Source organism: Stenotrophomonas sp. GD04024 (genome assembly GCF_029837545.1).
GTDB classification, from domain to species: Bacteria; Pseudomonadota; Gammaproteobacteria; order Xanthomonadales; family Xanthomonadaceae; genus Stenotrophomonas; species Stenotrophomonas forensis.
In genome coordinates, this window is record NZ_JAOEDV010000043.1 from 1 (window position 1) to 16,591 (window position 16,591).

The 16,591-nt window shown below is 63.6% G+C and carries 17 protein-coding genes; 2 read left to right on the forward strand and 15 right to left on the reverse strand.

Annotated features, from left to right (window positions below; translation table 11 throughout):
• The 14 genes from N7590_RS14075 to N7590_RS14140 all read right to left on the reverse strand — a co-directional run.
• Nucleotides 1–1,977 (reverse strand): M56 family metallopeptidase (locus N7590_RS14075; RefSeq protein WP_279935661.1); only part of this gene is annotated, 1,977 nt, incomplete at its 3' end.
• Between the two features lie 3 nt (nt 1,978–1,980).
• On the reverse strand, nt 1,981–2,367 hold the full coding sequence (locus N7590_RS14080; RefSeq protein ID WP_164241527.1) for a BlaI/MecI/CopY family transcriptional regulator: 387 nt from the start codon (nt 2,365–2,367) through the stop codon (nt 1,981–1,983).
• 154 nt (nt 2,368–2,521) lie between these two features.
• Nucleotides 2,522–4,648 carry a peptidase domain-containing ABC transporter gene (locus N7590_RS14085; protein ID WP_053509504.1) on the reverse strand — a complete coding sequence of 709 codons (2,127 nt, stop codon included), beginning with the start codon at nt 4,646–4,648 and terminating at the stop codon, nt 2,522–2,524.
• Between the two features lie 54 nt (nt 4,649–4,702).
• Nucleotides 4,703–5,686 carry a hypothetical protein gene (locus N7590_RS14090; protein WP_164241526.1) on the reverse strand — a complete coding sequence of 328 codons (984 nt, stop codon included), beginning with the start codon at nt 5,684–5,686 and terminating at the stop codon, nt 4,703–4,705.
• Nucleotides 5,687–5,867: 181 nt separating this feature from the next.
• Entirely contained in the window at nt 5,868–6,863 is a 996-nt protein-coding gene (locus N7590_RS14095; protein WP_053448419.1) for a 2OG-Fe(II) oxygenase, read from the reverse strand.
• Nucleotides 6,864–6,946: 83 nt separating this feature from the next.
• A complete protein-coding gene (locus N7590_RS14100) occupies nt 6,947–7,120 on the reverse strand; it encodes a hypothetical protein (RefSeq protein ID WP_154582884.1) in 174 nt (57 codons plus the stop codon).
• Nucleotides 7,121–7,212: 92 nt separating this feature from the next.
• Nucleotides 7,213–8,256 (reverse strand): MvdC/MvdD family ATP grasp protein, encoded by a 1,044-nt coding sequence (locus N7590_RS14105; RefSeq protein WP_053448418.1) that lies wholly within the window; start codon nt 8,254–8,256, stop codon nt 7,213–7,215.
• Nucleotides 8,253–8,840 carry a hypothetical protein gene (locus N7590_RS14110; RefSeq protein ID WP_154582886.1) on the reverse strand — a complete coding sequence of 196 codons (588 nt, stop codon included), beginning with the start codon at nt 8,838–8,840 and terminating at the stop codon, nt 8,253–8,255. Before N7590_RS14110 ends, N7590_RS14105 begins: the two co-directional genes overlap by 4 nt.
• Complete coding sequence (locus N7590_RS14115) at nt 8,837–9,436, reverse strand: DUF6817 domain-containing protein (protein WP_053509510.1); 600 nt, start codon at nt 9,434–9,436, stop codon at nt 8,837–8,839. The genes N7590_RS14110 and N7590_RS14115 overlap by 4 nt, the downstream gene beginning before the upstream one ends.
• Nucleotides 9,433–10,041, reverse strand: coding sequence for a 2OG-Fe(II) oxygenase (locus N7590_RS14120; protein ID WP_141401631.1), 609 nt, complete (start codon nt 10,039–10,041; stop codon nt 9,433–9,435). The genes N7590_RS14115 and N7590_RS14120 overlap by 4 nt, the downstream gene beginning before the upstream one ends.
• 69 nt (nt 10,042–10,110) lie before the next feature.
• Nucleotides 10,111–11,373 (reverse strand): HlyD family efflux transporter periplasmic adaptor subunit, encoded by a 1,263-nt coding sequence (locus N7590_RS14125; RefSeq protein ID WP_053448414.1) that lies wholly within the window; start codon nt 11,371–11,373, stop codon nt 10,111–10,113.
• 465 nt (nt 11,374–11,838) lie between these two features.
• Nucleotides 11,839–12,705 (reverse strand): DUF6624 domain-containing protein, encoded by an 867-nt coding sequence (locus N7590_RS14130; protein WP_154582887.1) that lies wholly within the window; start codon nt 12,703–12,705, stop codon nt 11,839–11,841.
• 92 nt (nt 12,706–12,797) lie between these two features.
• A complete protein-coding gene (locus N7590_RS14135) occupies nt 12,798–13,211 on the reverse strand; it encodes a hypothetical protein (RefSeq protein WP_053509514.1) in 414 nt (137 codons plus the stop codon).
• A gap of 68 nt (nt 13,212–13,279) precedes the next feature.
• Nucleotides 13,280–14,386 (reverse strand): SDR family oxidoreductase, encoded by a 1,107-nt coding sequence (locus N7590_RS14140; protein ID WP_164241524.1) that lies wholly within the window; start codon nt 14,384–14,386, stop codon nt 13,280–13,282.
• Between the two features lie 210 nt (nt 14,387–14,596).
• Between N7590_RS14140 and N7590_RS14145 the strand changes: the two genes are divergently transcribed.
• Nucleotides 14,597–14,902 carry a hypothetical protein gene (locus N7590_RS14145; protein WP_053509518.1) on the forward strand — a complete coding sequence of 102 codons (306 nt, stop codon included), beginning with the start codon at nt 14,597–14,599 and terminating at the stop codon, nt 14,900–14,902.
• A gap of 33 nt (nt 14,903–14,935) precedes the next feature.
• On the opposite strand, the gene N7590_RS14150 is transcribed toward N7590_RS14145, so the two are convergent.
• Nucleotides 14,936–15,988, reverse strand: a complete 1,053-nt coding sequence (locus N7590_RS14150) for a DNA topoisomerase IB (protein ID WP_164241523.1) — start codon at nt 15,986–15,988, stop codon at nt 14,936–14,938.
• Between the two features lie 111 nt (nt 15,989–16,099).
• On the opposite strand from N7590_RS14150, the gene N7590_RS14155 reads away from it, so the two are divergent.
• A complete protein-coding gene (locus N7590_RS14155; protein WP_164241522.1) occupies nt 16,100–16,489 on the forward strand; it encodes an I78 family peptidase inhibitor in 390 nt (129 codons plus the stop codon).
• Nucleotides 16,490–16,591 lie beyond the last annotated feature (102 nt).

The window sequence follows — 16,591 nt, forward strand, 5'->3', positions numbered from 1 at the left end:
TGCGCGCGCGATCACCTGCTGTGCCTGCTGCGATGCCTGCGCATGCACGCGTGCCTGACGCTCGCCCAACGCGGCCTGTTGGCTGCCCAGTGCCGCCTGTCGGCTGGCCAGTTCAGACTGCTGGCTGGCCAGGCGCTGCATGTCACGGGTGCGGCCGGATTGCGCGGCCTCGCTGCGGGCTTCCTGCATTGCACGACGTGCCTCAGCGGCGGCCTCACGTGCAGCCTCACGTGCAACGGCCATATCGCTGGTCGCGCCCCGCGCCGCCTTCGCCGCTTCTGCCGCCGCTTCGCGGTTGATGTCATGCGCTGCCATCGCGCTGCGCGCAGCCTCGGCGGCGGCCAGCGCCATGCGGCGTGCCTCCTCACCCTGCAGGCGGCCCATCTCGCCCATCTGCTTGCCGAGTTCGCTCTGCTGGCGACCCAGCGCACTCTGCTGGCGGCCCAGTTCGCTCTGCTGGCGGCCCAGATCCGCCGCGCCGCTGTAGGCACGCTGCAGGGTCTGGATCATCATCGGATCACGCACCACGTAGCGCTTGTCGCCCTGGCGGAACCACAGCGCCGGGCCTTTGCCAAGCTGCCTGCGGGCGACCGTCACGTCGTCCATGCCGCCGTTGGCGAAGGTCGAATCGCCATCGACCAGCACGAAGGCCTGCGGCGGCGATTTGCCCAGGTCCAGGCGGCCGTAGGTGGTGATGGAGGTCGTGCGGGAGGTCGTATGTTGACTGTGCATGCCGGTATCGACATCGACATCGACATCCGCATCCACGTCGACCGCCACATCTGCATCATCCGGACCTGACAAGGCCTCAACCTCAGCCGGCTCGGCAGGCGGCGCGGGCGCCACCGGCACGGCCGGAACGCGCGCGGACGAAGGCGGTGCGGGCGGTGCTTTCGGAGCCTTCGGCGGCGGCGGCACCACGGCCTTCGGTGCCGCAGGCGGCGCGGGCGGTGCCGGCGGCACCGGCGCAGCGACCAGCCGCATCGGTGCCACGCCCACCAGCACCACGACGGCGGTCAGTGCCATCGCCAGAATGCGCGGGCAGGCCCGGCGCGGCTGCAGCGAGAGCAGGCGACGCTTGAGGCTGGTGGTGTTCGGCGCGGCGCTGGCCACGCCAAGGTGTGGCTGCGGTGCCACGCCCAGCTGCAACAGCAGGCGGCCATAGGCCTGACGGCTCGCGCCATGCTGGCCAACCACGGCCGCATCCACCGCTTCTTCGCGGGCCTGTGCGTATTCGCGCACCGACAGGCGCAGCAGCGGGTGGAAGAAGAACAGGTGCTGGGCCAGTGCGGGCAGCAGGCCCCACTGCAGGTCATGCCGCTGCAGGTGTTGCAGTTCATGGGTCAGCGCCAGGTCCAGCGCATCGCCCTGCAGGGCATTGTCGCCGGCCGGCAGCAGCAGTACCGGACGGAACGGCCCGACCAGCTGCGGCGAGTCCACCTGCGTGCTCATCCACAGGCGCGGCGCAGGGCGTACCCCGTGCGCTTCGGAGGCCAACTGCAGGGCCTGTACCAGCGCCTCGTCCTGGCAGGGATAGGCCGCCGCCAGCAGCGCGCGGCACTGGCGCCACTCACCGAAGGTGCGCCATGCCATCAGCAGCACGCCGGACACCCACAGCGCGGCCAGCGCAACGGCCCACCACGCCACCGCCGGCACGTCCGCGGCAGGCATCGGCATCGCGGCCAGCCGCTGTGCAGAGGCTTCCGGGGCCAGCGGGTAGATCATGTCGGCAGCCACATCGGTGGCGGTCATCGCCACTGCCTGCGGTGCCGGCAACCAGGCCAGCTGCAGCGGCTGGCTCCAGAACAGGCCGAGCACGGCCTGCAGCGACACCAGCCACCACAGGCGGCAGCGGGTGGCCGCCGACAGCGACGGCAGCGCGCGGCACACGCCGTACACCAGGGCCACCAGCAGCACGGTCTGCAGGCTGGTCCAGCCCAGCCGTTCCAACAACGGGATCAGCATCGTGGTGTCCATGGCTCAGCCCTCGTGGCGGCGCGATTGGAGTTCGGCGACCAGCGCTTCCAGCTCGGCCAGCTCGTTGTCGCTGACCTGCTGGCGCTGCGACAGGTAGGCCACGAACGGCGACACCGACCCCTGCAGGGTGTTGTCGACGAACTGGGCCACGGCACCCTGCAGCACGCTTTCGGGGCCACGGGTGGCCTGGTAGCGGTAGATGCCGTCCTGCTGCCGGCGCTGAAGATACCCCTTCGCGCGCAGCCGTTCCATCATCGTCAGCACGGTGGAACGGGCCAGGCCACGGGCCTCGCCGTAGCCGCTGGCGACCTCGCCGACGCTGGCCGGCGCATGTTCATCGATGTACTGCAGCAGGGCCAGTTCCTGGTCCCCGATGGTCTTGCCACGCATGACACCACTCCCTTGACTACACGTGTCGTCACTGTCAGCTTGACGACAACTGTAGTCAACCCCCCGGAAGTCATGGGCCGACGAACGGTAGCGACGCGACGCTGATGCAAGCCAAATCCAGCATCAAGGGATAACGGGATCCAAAGCCACGTGCTCAGTGGCTCTCCGGTACCTGTCCGGATGATTGCGCAGCCTTCAGCCTGAGATTGCTCGCTCGCACTCGGGTCGCCAGCACGACGTCGGCGTTTTCAACCACCATCACCCGATCTGCCCGCTCTATTGTCTCGGGGCGATGGGCGACAATGATCCGCGTCAGACGAAGTCTATCGACAGCATCATTTACCAGACGCTCATTGGCGACATCAAGATGGCTTGTCGCTTCGTCCAGAAACAGAACGCTGGGCTCACGGTAAAGCGCCCTGGCAAGAATAAGCCGCTGCTTCTGCCCGCCGGACAATGTGCTTCCCATGTCGCCTATCAGGCTGTGATAGCCCATGGGCATGCCCATTACATCGTCATGGATCGCCGCCAGCCGCGCCGCGTGCTCCACACGCTCCTGTTCGGCAGCTCCCTGAAAGAAGGATATGTTCTCTGCAATGCTGCCGGCGAAAAGCTGGTCATCCTGCATTACCGCGCCGATGGCTTCACGCAGGCGCCGAGCGCCAGCGCCGCGCAGCGTCTGTCCACCAATGCGGATACTTCCCTCCGTAGGCTCAAGAAGACCGAGCATGAGCTTCATGAGCGTTGTCTTGCCGCATCCTGATCCACCGATGAGCGCCAACGATTCCCCTGGCTTCACAACAAAACTGCAGTTGCGGAATATCCAGGGCTCACCGTTGCCATAGCGGAAGGAAAGATTCTCAACCTCCACGCCCATCTCACCGGGCAAGGCCGGGGCGATTCCCTCTCCGCTATCCTCGGGCTCGGACAGTACGATGTCCGACAGACGTTCACCATGCAGGCGCAGCATCCGGAACTCAACCCACTTGTCGACGAGATTGCCGACACGCTGCGAAAACTGCTCCCGGTATGCGAGGTAAGCGATCAGCATGCCGACGGTGAACACATTTGACATCGCAAGCAACGCACCGATCCAGATCACGGCGATCCGCTCAATGCCGAACACCAGCTGGTTGATGCTCGTAAAGCCCAGGCCCATCTGGGCCAACCTCAACTCTTCGTTGACGGTGTCAACCATCAGATTCTCGTGGGCAGCACGCCGCTGCGGCTCCTGACCCGCTACCTTCAGGCTCTGTATACCGCGGAGTGACTCGAGCAGATGCGTCTGCTGCCGGGCACCGACCATCAGCTGCTGCTCGGTCCGATTACGGAACTCACGGTAGGATAGAGATCGGGCACCCGCATAGACGGCCACGGCACACAGCGTCACCATCGCCAGTTCCCATGAGTAGATGAGCATCAGCGCGAAGGTCATGATCGCCATGAGACCGTCAATGATGCCCTCCACGAAACTGGTGGTGATGACCGTCCTGATCTCACGGATGGAGCCAAGGCGTGAGGTGATGTCACCAAGGTGACGTTTCTCGAAGAATGCCAACGGCAGACGCATCAGGTGGGCGAAAATATTGTTCGTCCACTGCAATCCGAAATGCGTGGAAAGATAGACCACAGACCAGCCACGCAGCAGGTTGATTGCAACCTGCAGAAGCAGGGCGATGCCAAATCCAATCCCGAGGACGGTGAGCATGTCACGATCCGCCGAGACAAGTGCCTGATCCACCACCCATTGCAGCAGGAATGGCGCCAGCACGACGAAAACCTGCAACGCCAGCGACAGAATCAGAACCTGGGCCAACGAGCGCCACATGCCGCGCACCGCGCCAGTCAATTGCTGCAGGCTGATCGCCGGTGCGCGCTTCACGGGCTTGAGCTCGGCCGTCGGTGTCAGCTCCAGCACAACTCCGGTAAAGTGCTCCGATGCCTCGCGGTAGCTGAGTTTCCGCTCACCGACGGCGGGATCACAAATGACGATCCCTGATGCACGCACCGTTTTCAGAACCACGAAATGGTTCATGTCCCAGTGCAGTATGCACGGAGTCGTCAGCTTCCCCAGTTCTTCGAGTTCGACTCGAATCGCGCGCGCCGAAAATCCAATCTGCTGGGAGATCTGAACCAGCCGATCCAGACGCAGCCCTTTCAGCGAAAGATTAAACCGCTGGCGCAGCACGGCCAGCCCACCGTGCTGGCCATGGTGGTCAGCCACCATCGCCAATGCGGCCAACCCGCATTCGGCGCTTTCAGACTGCAGGATGACCTTCATGTGCGCAGCCGCTTGGATTGCCGGGAAAGGGGCATGACGGACGACACGATCACGTCAGCTGTCACTGTCGCGGTGCCCAGGGCGCTCAGGCTCCATCGGCGCATCTCCGGAAATCCGGAAGAGCGTCAGTCGTCCCTTGGTCACACCAGCATCGCCGCGCGCCTCGATGTCCGAGAACGAGACCAGGACAGACCCATCCGGCATTCGATGCGCGGAAGGAGCGAATGGATTGTAGGCAAGCCGTTCGGTCAGGAGCTGCTCGGGACCTGCCCTGCCCTGTACATCCACTGCGCGCCTGTACAGATCGAAACTGACGGGAAACCGCGCTGTGGCGCCCTTGTAGGAAGGGTAGACATAGTAGATGTCCACGCCGCCGTCCTGACGAGGCAGCGCGAACCCGTCGTGGACATCCGGCTTGTTCGGAGACTTTGCTGGCGAAAGCTCCACAGGGCCGGACCAGGTTCTGCAGTCGGGGCTGACGCTGTACAGCGTTGTCATGTAGCCACCTTCGGGCGCCTTCTGATAACTCATGAAGCAGCCATGCTGGCCCAGCGGCACCACGCGCGGATACGCCACGGGTGTCGATGCCGCCCCCTGAAACTCCGATGGTGATCGGGCATTGCGCATCGACATCCAGCGAGGACCGGTTCCCATTCCACGGAATGTCAGATAGAGATCGCCTTCTGCCTGCACCCATCGAGGTGCCTGGACCAGCTGGGTCAGTCCCGGGACATCCGGCAGCCGCTGTGGCGCCCCAAACCCCTGCGGCGTGGCCCGCGCGCGCCAAAGCGTGATATTGCTGAAATCAGCGTCACTGCCTGCAAAGTAGAGCCACGTATCGTTATCGATGTGAACGAGCACCGGAGCATCCTCCAGCACTGAACCAAACGACAGCGGCTCAGGCTGGTCCATGAGGCGACCATCAGAGGACCGGATCTGCATCAGCCGTGATGAGTCCATGTCGCCGCGGAGATACTGCGCATACACCACTTTGAATCCGCCGGCGGGCGCACTCAGTACCGCGATCTGCCGATCCACGCCGTTAGACACTGGAGACCGCCAGGTGCCCGCGGGGCCGACAGGCAGTTCCGTGGCCTTCGGAAGCACCATTGGCTTCGATGACACTGGATGTTGCGCAACCGGAGGCAGGCTTGGAGCAGCATCGGCCAAGGCGGGGGCGACGGCTGCATGGAACAGAAAGAAGACCGCGATCAGGCATCTAATTGGCATCTGAACACCAGATATTGCAGGCATACTTGCTCCCGCGGGTCACCGGTTGGCCCGCATGCAGCGCACCCGGATTGACGCTTCGCTGTTGTCGGCCACGGTTACGGAACATGAGTAGGGCGCCACGAAGAGGGCGCACACTCAGGTCGAAGGCAGGAAAGAGGGTTTCCCCGCCTTCGAACCCATCGTTGAGGTACGCAAGAAGTGTCCATGCGCGCGTGGACTGATCTGGCAGTCCTGCATCCAGGGGAACATCATAGTGTGGGGCGAACTTCTGTCCCATCTCATACCTGACGCACTGGATCGGCTCGAACAACGTGCTCGCACAGCCAAGCAGCTCCGCCGCGCGATCGGTGATGCGGGCACACAGGTCCCCCGAGCAGGCCGCCGATTCACTTGTGCGGCCGCTGGACATGACCTCACTCTGCAAGCTGCCATCCGCACTGACCATGCTCTTGCGGAACGCAGGTGACGCGCTGGCCATGAGTTCCTCGCATTCGTCCACCGTCATGAAATCCTGGATGAGTTGAATCTCAAGATCTGAAAGCAGCGCTGCGTCCCTACCTACGCGGCAAGGCCCACGGACAGCAGCCTCAAGGGTGAGAGCTACGCCTGTCCAGCGCTTGGAAAACGAACTCAGGCCGTCCAACTGCCATCCCAGGCGGCCGCTGTAGTAGACGATCGCATGATCGTCGATGCGGCTCACTACGACGAACTCCTGGCGTGTACCGGACCGCACTTGGGCCAGGGCGGGAAATCGCAGTTGTGCCAATCCGCCGAGGTCGGTGCGAACCGCGACACTGACGATGCCCAGATCACCAAGGATGCCTGCAGCTCGCTGCAGGGAGAAAGTTTCCGTGTACCTGCGGGGTGCGCCCAGCAGCGCGACGTCAGAAGACTGCACTGAGCACCCCGCGAGCCGAGCGGCAACGTCGATGATTGCCAGGTGCGGGCAATGGCCCTTCAGGATGGAATGCTCCAGCTGCATTGCGCTTCAGCTCCGTTCTCCGGAAAAGCGAGGCCGCGACGCCCACCTTGACGGCCAGGCATCGCAGCACTCGCCGTATTCAGTTACTCAAGGACCGGATGCGTGGTTCCGTTGTCACTGGCCGGCGTCGTCTTCACCGGCGGGAGCGTCGGAATTCCATCGCCATCGCCGCCGCCTACCTGCTCCATTTCTTCCTGGGAAAGAATGTGACCAAGCACGCGCGACTCCAGGTCCTTCTTGATATCTTCGTTCTTCATGCCATTTTCTCCTCGATTTTCGACAACAGGAGTGTTGTCGGTGGATCACGCCAGGCGCCTGACGCAATGGGTTGACGTCCCACCTGCCGGGGTCAGGACGTAATCACTGAAGTGCTCTCGATGAATTCCGAATAGGAGATCCGGCGATGCGCATGTCCCATGTCGTATCGCCACTGCAGCGACGGTGCACGGATGAACTCACAGAACATGTCCAGCATCGGCAATCCAGGGCACCACTGTTCGACGAAAAGGAACTGTCCGGCCTGATTGATCTCAAGGAAGATCCAGCGCCCATCGTCCGTAACGAGAAAATCGAACCCCGCCGCCACGAGGCCGAGCGCTTCCATCAGACGATGGCAGCGTTGCTGCAGGTCGAGCGGGACATCCACCACTTCGCAGGTGTCAATCGTGCCCTGGCTGCGCCGCCAGTCGAGACTGCCATCCGTCGGCTGCTCGATACGGATCGCAGCGCACTGGCGGCCGAAAAACTGCGCCCTGACTTCGAAAGCATATTCCACGCGGGCCTGATAGATGCCTGGGGCGGCGCGCAGCAGTGAATCCGCCGGGAGATCTGCTTCGCTGACCTTGGCGGTGTAGGTCGCGCGTCGAGCAGAATCGGACTTCCAGACATGGCCGCGTAGCGGCTTGTAAATGCACTCCGCGTGTTGGGCAAGGAAACCTCGGACATCCTCAGGTGAGCCGCTTATCAACGTGGCCGGAAGCTGGAAGCCAAGCTCGGCCGCGTGCTTCAGCTGATGGATCTTGTTTTCGGCCCGGACAAGGGCATCCAATGGATTCACTGCCGGGACAAGCTCCAGGGATCGATACAACCCCTCGCGCATCAGTTGCGATTCGCCTCGGGCGAACACCTCATCCTCTGGTTGAACGCCAGCGTTCTGCAGCGCCTCAAACGGGCGGCGATGCCACACTGCCGACAGCTGATCAAGGGCTACGGTTTCTCCGTCGATCGCGAGCGTGGCACCACTTTGCGCAGCCCCTACGCGGATGCTGAAGGCCGTTGTCTGGCAGAACCTGTCGCTCGCCAGATGAAACACGGTCGTTCCTTTGCGCCGCAAGCCCCAAACGACGGCCTTGGCGTGTGTATCGTGCGTTCCAGCATTGATGAGAACAGTCATGCTACTGATCGCCTCGTCGGTCCGAGAAATTTCCGTCCATCGAACCGGTTCGCTGCATGCGGCCCGTCTGCATCGACGTAATGCAAGAAGAGCTGGAGCCAGGTTCCCACTGGCAGGCATTCGCGCCAGTGGGGCAGCTCACGTCCGGAGAACAGGAGCCCATCACCTGGAGCCAGGTCGAACGCCTGCACACCCTCCTGGGTCTCAATCATGATCGGCCAGGGCGCCCGTGTACCTTCGCTGCCAACGGTCAAGGTCAGCGTGTATTCGCAGGATGTGCGGTCAGTGTGTCTGCGCAGCCTCGATTCAGGCGTGTAGAAGCGCAGGAACGAGTAAGTGGCATGCAGCCGCTTTCCTACACAGTCTTCCACCTCAGGCAACAGTTTGGCCAGCAGCACCTCGCCCATGGCGTCGGCATATCGCCCCAGCGATGCGGTTTCTGTTTCCAGCTCATAGTACTTCGGCATGCGCGCATAGCTCTTCGCATACTGGAAGTAGAGATCCATCACTTCTGCCGCCACCAGCTGCTCAAGCCGCGCAAAACGGTCAACTGCAAATTTCCGACGGATGGATGAAGCGTTCAATGGAGTTCCTCCGCTGTCGGCCTGCCAGGGGCGGCGGGCGCCTTTCCAGCCGCCGTGTACCCGGCAAGGAGCGAGCGCAGGCCAACGCTCAGCGGAAGGTCTGGATATGCGCTCACCCATGCGGACAGTCGCTTCAGGAACTGCTCGCCGCATCCCTGCTCGATGAGGTTGGCGGATTCGATCTCAAGCAACGCCGCACAGACATCCACGCCCGCACTGAAGCTTTCGCCGCTTGTTCTGTGGCGAATGATGCCGGTACCCAGCGCTTCGAGGAACGCACCGGGCCGATCACTGACGCAGAACAGATACACCAAATGCTCGGCACGTTCGCCCAGCATCCGACCCACCAGCGGCCGATCACTCCACCCAAGACGCTTGAATCCGAACACGTTCGTTCCGTAGATGCTGTGGAACATGCCAGCGATGCATACCGCCTCGTCGCATCCCCACTCCCGCAGAATGCGGCCCGTTCCTTCCAGATGATCCTTCAGCGTTCGCCCCGAGTGCGGCACCTGGTCAGCGCGCAGGAGTGACAGGTACTCCTGCAGCATCTGCAGGGAGGGCCGCTCCGGCATGTTGGCGACGGGCAAGGTCATTGTGCAAGCTGGGTCTTGAACACGACGGTGATGCGCAGCTCGGGACAGTCCCGGCTGGGTGAACGTGCAACGTGTGGCGTGGCGCCCCGGAACACCACCAGGCGCCCAGGTCGCGGGTAGACAGCATGGGTGATGTCACCCGTCTCCGGCACCACGAAAGCTGTCTCGCCCGACCAGTTGGGATGCCAGATTCCGTGGGCGTAGTAGACGACAGTGAAGTAATTTTCCTTGTCTGCATTGTCTGTATGAACATAGCCCTCCACGCCGTAGGTATGGGCATTGGCGTACACACGAAGGGGTTCATGGCCGGCCAGCACCGTCTGCGACAGGCACTCCCACAGCTCGTGGATCGGTCGTGCAGCTTCGTTTGCAGCAAGTTCGGCCAGGCACCCCTGACGGCTTTCCTTGTCGCCTCCGGCAAAATGCGCATGCCAGAAGCTGAAGCGGTCTTCAGACTTGACCGACTTCCATCCATACGCCCAGATGGGTTTACGGACCAGTCGCAGGATGTCGCGCCGAAGTTCGTCTGGTACCAGGTCATCGACAACATCGACATCGCCCAGATCCGGCACGCTCCCAAGCCTTTCCCGCTGCTCTAGTTCCATCGCTGCTTCCTCTGCGTGTCCGCCCGTTCGGTTTCAACGGCAGGACGGGTTGAGTGGAGGTGACCTTCTCTAGAAGATCCGTTTGCTTCGTGCGACCAGTGGCGCAAAGATCCATTCGGCCAAGCTGCTGCGCTCGCCAAGGATGTCAGCTTCAAGTGTCATGCCGGGCTTGAGTCGCTCGATGCGACCGTAAGCGTCCATCTCCTGACTGGAGAGTGCGACGGTGACCCTGTACATCGGTTCGCCTTGGATCGTCGAGCCGGGCATCAGCATTTCCAGCTCTGTCCCAGTAAGCGCGCTGCGGCTGACGCGCTGCACTGTTCCCTCATGGTGACCGAATTTCTGATAGGGGTACGCCTGGTAACGCAGCAGTACGCGATCGCCGGGATCAATGAAGCCGATGACACGACTGGGCACCAGCAGGCCAGCTTCCAGACGGCCGTCTTGCGGCAGGATACTCAGCAGAGGTTGGCCCATGGTCACCGACTGGCCCGGCTTCAGCACCTGCGTGACAACCGTTCCATCCACCGGCGCGGTAAGCACCAGCTCACCTCGTGCGAGCAGCTCGACGTGTTCCTGTTCAAGTTGGGCCAATGCGCCCCGCAGACCGGCTCTGGTGGCTTCACGCTTTTGCGGCAGCGAGCGCATGGCCTCCTGCAACTGCGCTATGAGTCGTTGTGTTGTGATTGCCTGGCGCTGCAGGGCCTGCACACTGGCATGCTGTTCAAGCGCCAGTGTCTGCTGCTGCTTGATCTGCAGTTCGCTTACGTAACTGCCTTCGCGCAGTCTCTCCAGCCGCGAGAGTGTCTCTTCGGCCAGTACGACCTGCCTGCTTCTTGTCTGGATTTCCTCCTTGAACTGCGCCAGCTCGCGTTGCGCCGCAGCCACCTGCGCAATGAGACCGTCACTTTGTGCATCGAGCTGGGATTGATCCGCAGCCTGCACATCCTTCAATCCCTGGACCCGCTCGCGGATGCGCTTCTCCAATGCGGCGGAGGTATCACCTTCGCCAACCGTTGCCCTTGGCACGGTGAGCACGGCAACCACCTGACCTGCACGCACATTCTCTCCCTCACTGACCTTGAGAAGAGAGACGACACCGCTTGCGGGTGCCATGACAGTGGACATGCCTTCGACAGGGACAAGCTGTCCCATGGCCCGGGCACGCTTTGTATAACTGCCAAGTGCAATGAAGAGAATGACGGAAACAGCTGAGCAGGCAGCGAAGGCGGTAAACAGCCAAAGCGGAATCGGCTGCACCATGTTGATGCGGCCCAGCCAACGATTTCCCTTCGCCTGCATCACTTCCCTGCGAAAAAGATGTCGTGACATCGGGGCATCCTTTCCCGTTGCGTTGGGCCTTTTTATCGATCATCGAGCGCATCACGTCAACACTTGAGTGAAGGCAATTGCGACATCGATAACCTCGTCACATTTCGCGTGTTCATGAAAATGATCCAATGCATTTACTCCTTCTGTGTGTGAATTTGCGGATTCCGCGTGTCCGCGCGATCACGTTCTCCACATCAAAAGTGCGCATTGCGCTGCGAGTATTTCGCAACAGCGCCCTGAACATCTGCAAGCAAGCAGGCGCGCCCGGCCGCCACCTCCAGCCACATGTCTGCCAAGGAATCCCCTCGAAACTTCAATTCGATGCTGCAGATCAACTGGATACTTCAACACTGGAAGCCCAGGATGTTGGCGCAACATTTCAATCAAGGACGACTGGCGTTGGCACTATCGAGCATCGCCTGATAAGGGCCAAGCGCCATCTGCGATCGACGCTTGTCCAGACCGTCAAGATCGGACGTAGGCTGCAGCACGTACACGCCGTTCTGAAGGGTCATCTGCGTGCCGTACAGTTGCGGCTCGCCTTCTGCCAGGGGAAACCCGGTCAGCCAGCATTGCATACTGGCGTCGCGACATGCCGCGTGACTCCATCAATGGTTTGGCCAGCTCCAACGCACGCCTCTGGAACGCTGGATCCTCATCCGCGTGCTGGACCAGGAGGAAGGCCCTAGAGACACCATCAATGCCCGCCATGTCCCGCGTCGGAAAGCCTACGCCTTCGAATACCTGCTTGATCCTTCGCAGGCCTTCTCGATCGGAGGCAGCGATCTCCTCCTTGAGCAGCTCGACCTTTGCTGAAACGCCCTTGCTGCGGGCAGCGCTCAGCGCTGCCCGCAAGGATTGATCGGGCTGGATCAGCTCACCGAGCAGCGTCCGGATGTCGGGCCAGGTGTACGTCGCCGGTGGCTGTGACAAGGTCACTTCGTAATCGATGCCGCCCGAGGCCAGGTCCTCCTCCAGGCTGGGCAGACCGTAGAAGTCACGGAAGAACAGCAGGGAGCCCAACGAGGCTACTGGCGGATCAACCGTAGCCACATCATCGAGCCGCTGCTGCAGGGTGCCGTACAGTTGGCTGGAATTGTGGGAAGCATGGATGCGATCCGCAAGCCATGCATAGATTGCAGGACGGATGTCATCGCCGACTTGCTGATCAAGAACGCGAAGCATGTACTTCTGGAATTCGCAATCCAGGCCAGAGCGCTCCAGCAGCTTGCCGGCCGCATCAATCAGGGCTGGCCCCGAGGTGCGATAGGTGGGCCAGCCCTGCTCGACCAGCACCGCCTTGAATGCATCCAGTTCATCGCGAAGCAGCATTCGGCCATCAGAGTTTCTCTGGAGCTCCAGCATCTGGTCGCGTGAGTGCTCACGCGCCAACCGCAGCGGTTCATTCCGCGCATCGCCGATCTTTACGCATCTGCTGTAACAGCGCCCTGAACACCTGCAAGCACGCGCGCCCGGTCGGCCACCCCAGCAACATGCAACACCCGAGTGTGCGGCAGCTCCAGCGTAGAGTGCTGGGCAATGGCGCAGAACGCCGACACCTCCGCCAGGGTGTCGCGATCATGCCAGGTGGTCATCACGAAGTCGGCGCACTCGACCTCCGGCGATGCCATGTCCACCGCATCATCCCAACCGCTGCACTCGATGCCCCAGGCCATCATGTAGCGGCAACCGCTGCGCACCAGCCAATCGCTCATCGGCGCCTGCCAGTCCGCCTCCACGGCGGCTTCGACAGCAACAATGGCCCGGCAAGGGGAGCAGGCCCGTTCGGGCGGTGTGGCGCCCGGCGGCAGCCACAGGTATTCAGCGGTGCCGTCCATGCCCACCCCATCCTCTGTTCGCATGCGGCGAGGATAGCTGCCGGCCAGCGGCCGGCACCGCCGCCGCGTCAGCCGCGCGGACCGCCCATCACCGGCAGGATCACTCCGCTGATGTAACTGGCACAGACCGGCGAAGCCAGGAACACATAGGCGGGCGACAGTTCTTCGGGCTGTGCGGGCCGGCCCATGTCACTGCCCTTGCCGAATTCGGCAACGTCCTCTGCCGCCTTGTCGGCCGGGTTCAACGGCGTCCACACCGGCCCCGGCGCCACGCAGTTGACCCGGATACCACGTGGCAGCAGCTGGCTGGCCAGCGCCTTGGTGAACGCATGGATCGCGCCCTTGGTGGCGGAGTAGTCGATCAGCGCCTTGCTGCCGAACAGGCCGGTTTCCGAACCCGTGTTGATGATGCTGGCACCCTCGCCCAGGTGCGGCAGCACCGCACGCGCCATCTGGATGTAACCGCCGATGTTGGTCTGCAGGGTTTCCTGCAGATGCGCGTCTTCCAGGTCTTCCAGCCGCTCGCAATGCAGCTGGAACGCGGCATTGTTGACCAGGATGTCGATGCCGCCGAAGGCCTTGGCCACCTGCTTCACCGCCTTGTTGCAGAATCGCGGATCACGCACGTCGCCGGCGATCACCACGCAGCGTCCGCCCTCGCGTTCCACGTGCTGGCGGGTGATCTCGGCATCTTCGGCTTCATCCAGATGCAGCACTGCAACGTCCGCACCCTCACGTGCGAACAGCACCGCCACCGCACGGCCGATACCGGAATCGCCACCGGTGATGATCGCGCGCAGGCCCTGCAGCTTGCCGCTGCCGGCATAGTCCGGCGCAAGGAAGCGTGGCGCCAGCTCAAGTTGGTGTTCATGCCCGGGCTTGGCCAGCTGCTGTGCGGGCATAACCTCAGGCTGCCTGCGTGTACCGGCCTGGGTGGCGGTCTTCTTCGTGGCCTTCTTCGCTGCGCGCGCGTCCTTGGCCTTCTCCTGGTCCTGCAGGCGCCGCTGCCGCGAGGCCACCCGCGCCGCACGCGGGTCGCTGGCGGCGGCCTTGCGGGTTGCGGTTTTCACCACGCGTGGGCGATCCGGGTCGGCGGTGGTCGTGGTTGCGGTGCTGCCTTTGCGCACCTTGGGCGAGGCTTTACGGCGGGCGGGGGTCTTCTTGATGGTGGCCATGCGGGTCTCCTCGGGAGGGAAAGGGGCTGCCGGCCAGCGGCCGGCACTACCGGGGGCGGCATCCGCCGCGGCTGCAGTGTCTCCATCGGCGCTGTCGGGGGCAGTGAGTGCACCGTGTCCATGGCGTGCACGGCATTCATTCCGCCACCACGCGTGCCATCGCACCCTGCACGCAACCACACGAGGACCGCACCTGTGAAGAACGCCTGCATGTACCCTGCCCTTGCCGCCGCCCTCAGCCTCGCCCTCGCCGCCTGCAGCAGCACGCCGATGGCGCAGGTACAGCCGATCGACGGGGTGATTTCCGGCCAGTGCCACAGTGACATGGTGCGCGGTGCGCTGGGCCTGGCCGCGTCGGACGCCACCGTTGCGCGTGCACGCGTGGACAGCGACAGCCTGCACGTGCGGGTGCTGCGTCACGACGGTCCGCGGGTACCGCCAGCCAGCGAAGGCGGTGACCGCCTGACCATCGAAAAGGGCCGCACCAACAACATCACCGCGATCTACTGCGGATAACAGCCGTCGAGCAAGCTCGACGCTACCGAGGGTTCAGGCGCTGCGGTTGGCCAACCGCCGCGCCCGGCGCAGCACCTTCAGCGTTGCCTGCTCCCACTGGCGCGGGCCGCGCAGGCCGGCCAGCGCAGCCAGTTCGCCGCGCTCCCAGCCGGCGAACACGCACGGATCGATATAGGCCTTGCGGCACACCGCCGGCGTATTGCCCAGCAGCGCCGCCACCTCGCACACCACCACCCGTTGTGCCTGGGCCAGCGCACGCTGGCTGGCCGGTTCCGGCAGCTCGGTGGTGGCGAACGCCTGCACCGCCGCCACGGTTCCGCCCCAGGTGCGGAAATCCTTGGCGGTGAAGTCCTCGCCCATCACCTCGCGCAGGTAGTCGTTCACTGCGCCGGAATCCACCGGCTGCAGCGCACCGTCGTCATCGCGGTACTGGAACAGCGCCTGCCCCGGCAGCTGCTGCAGGCGCCGCACCAACAGGCCCAGCCTGCGGTCGCCCACGGTCACCTCCTGCAGCTGCCCGGACTTGCCGCGGAAGCGCATGCGCACCCGCCCGCCACGCAGCAGCTCCAGATGGCGGTTGCGCAGTGTGGTCAGTCCGAACGAGCGGTTCTGTTGTGCGTAGGTTTCATTGCCGACCCGCACCAGGGTGTCGGCCAGCAGCGCGACCACCATCGCCAGCACTTTTTCCCTGGGGAAACCCGGCCGCTTGAGATCGCGCGACAACCGCCGCCTCAGCGAGGGGAGGGCCTCGCCAAAGGCGATGATGCGGTCGAACTTGCCGGCGTCGCGCTCCTTCGCCCAGTCGGCGTGGTAGCGGTACTGCTTGCGCCCACGCGCATCGCGACCGGTGGCCTGCAGGTGGCCGTTGGCATGTGCGCAGATCCATACCGCGGTGTAGGCCGGCGGGATGGCCAGCGCACGGATGCGTTGCAGGGTGGCGGCATCACGCAGCGCGTGGCCGTCGGCATCGCGGTAGCTGAAGCCCTTGCCGGCGCGGCGGCGGCTGATGCCGGGTTGGGTGTCATCGACATAGCGCAGGCCGGCGGCACGCGCGGCCCGTTGTTCCGGAGTGGAGGGAGTTGGCATGCACTGAGTGTCGCGGGTGCGGCGCGGTGATCCTGTCGATAACGCAAGACAAACACGTGAGGGTCGGTTCGCCGCTATGCTCGGGTCTTCACAACCCCTTCCGGAGTCATGATGTCGTTCCCGATTCGCACCCGTTCGCTCTCCGCCCTGTTGCTGCCGGCCGTGCTGGCCCTGACCGCCTGCCAGGCACCGGCGCTGGATGAACAGGATTCGGCCACCGCCCATGCCCAGCAGGCCGCCGAAGCCGCCAAGGCGCCGGCCGACGACGCAGGCAAGGCGACCGAGGCGCCGCCGGTCGGCACCTGCGACGCCAGCCAGGTGCAGAGCCTGGTCGGCCAGGCCTACACCGACGCGCTGGGCAAGCAGGCGCAGGAAGACGCCGGCGCCAGCCAGGTGCGCGTGCTCAAGCCCAACGACGTGGCCACGATGGAGTTCCTCGGCGACCGCCTCAACATCGAAGTGGACGACAAGGGCGCAGTCACCGGCACGCGCTGCGGCTGAGCCCGGCCCCGCGCCGGCACAGGCGTGCCGGCGCTTTCTGTTGCACCTGCAACCGTGTATTGCGGCGTTGCAGCAACCTGTGATCTAGTCGAGGCATCCGGT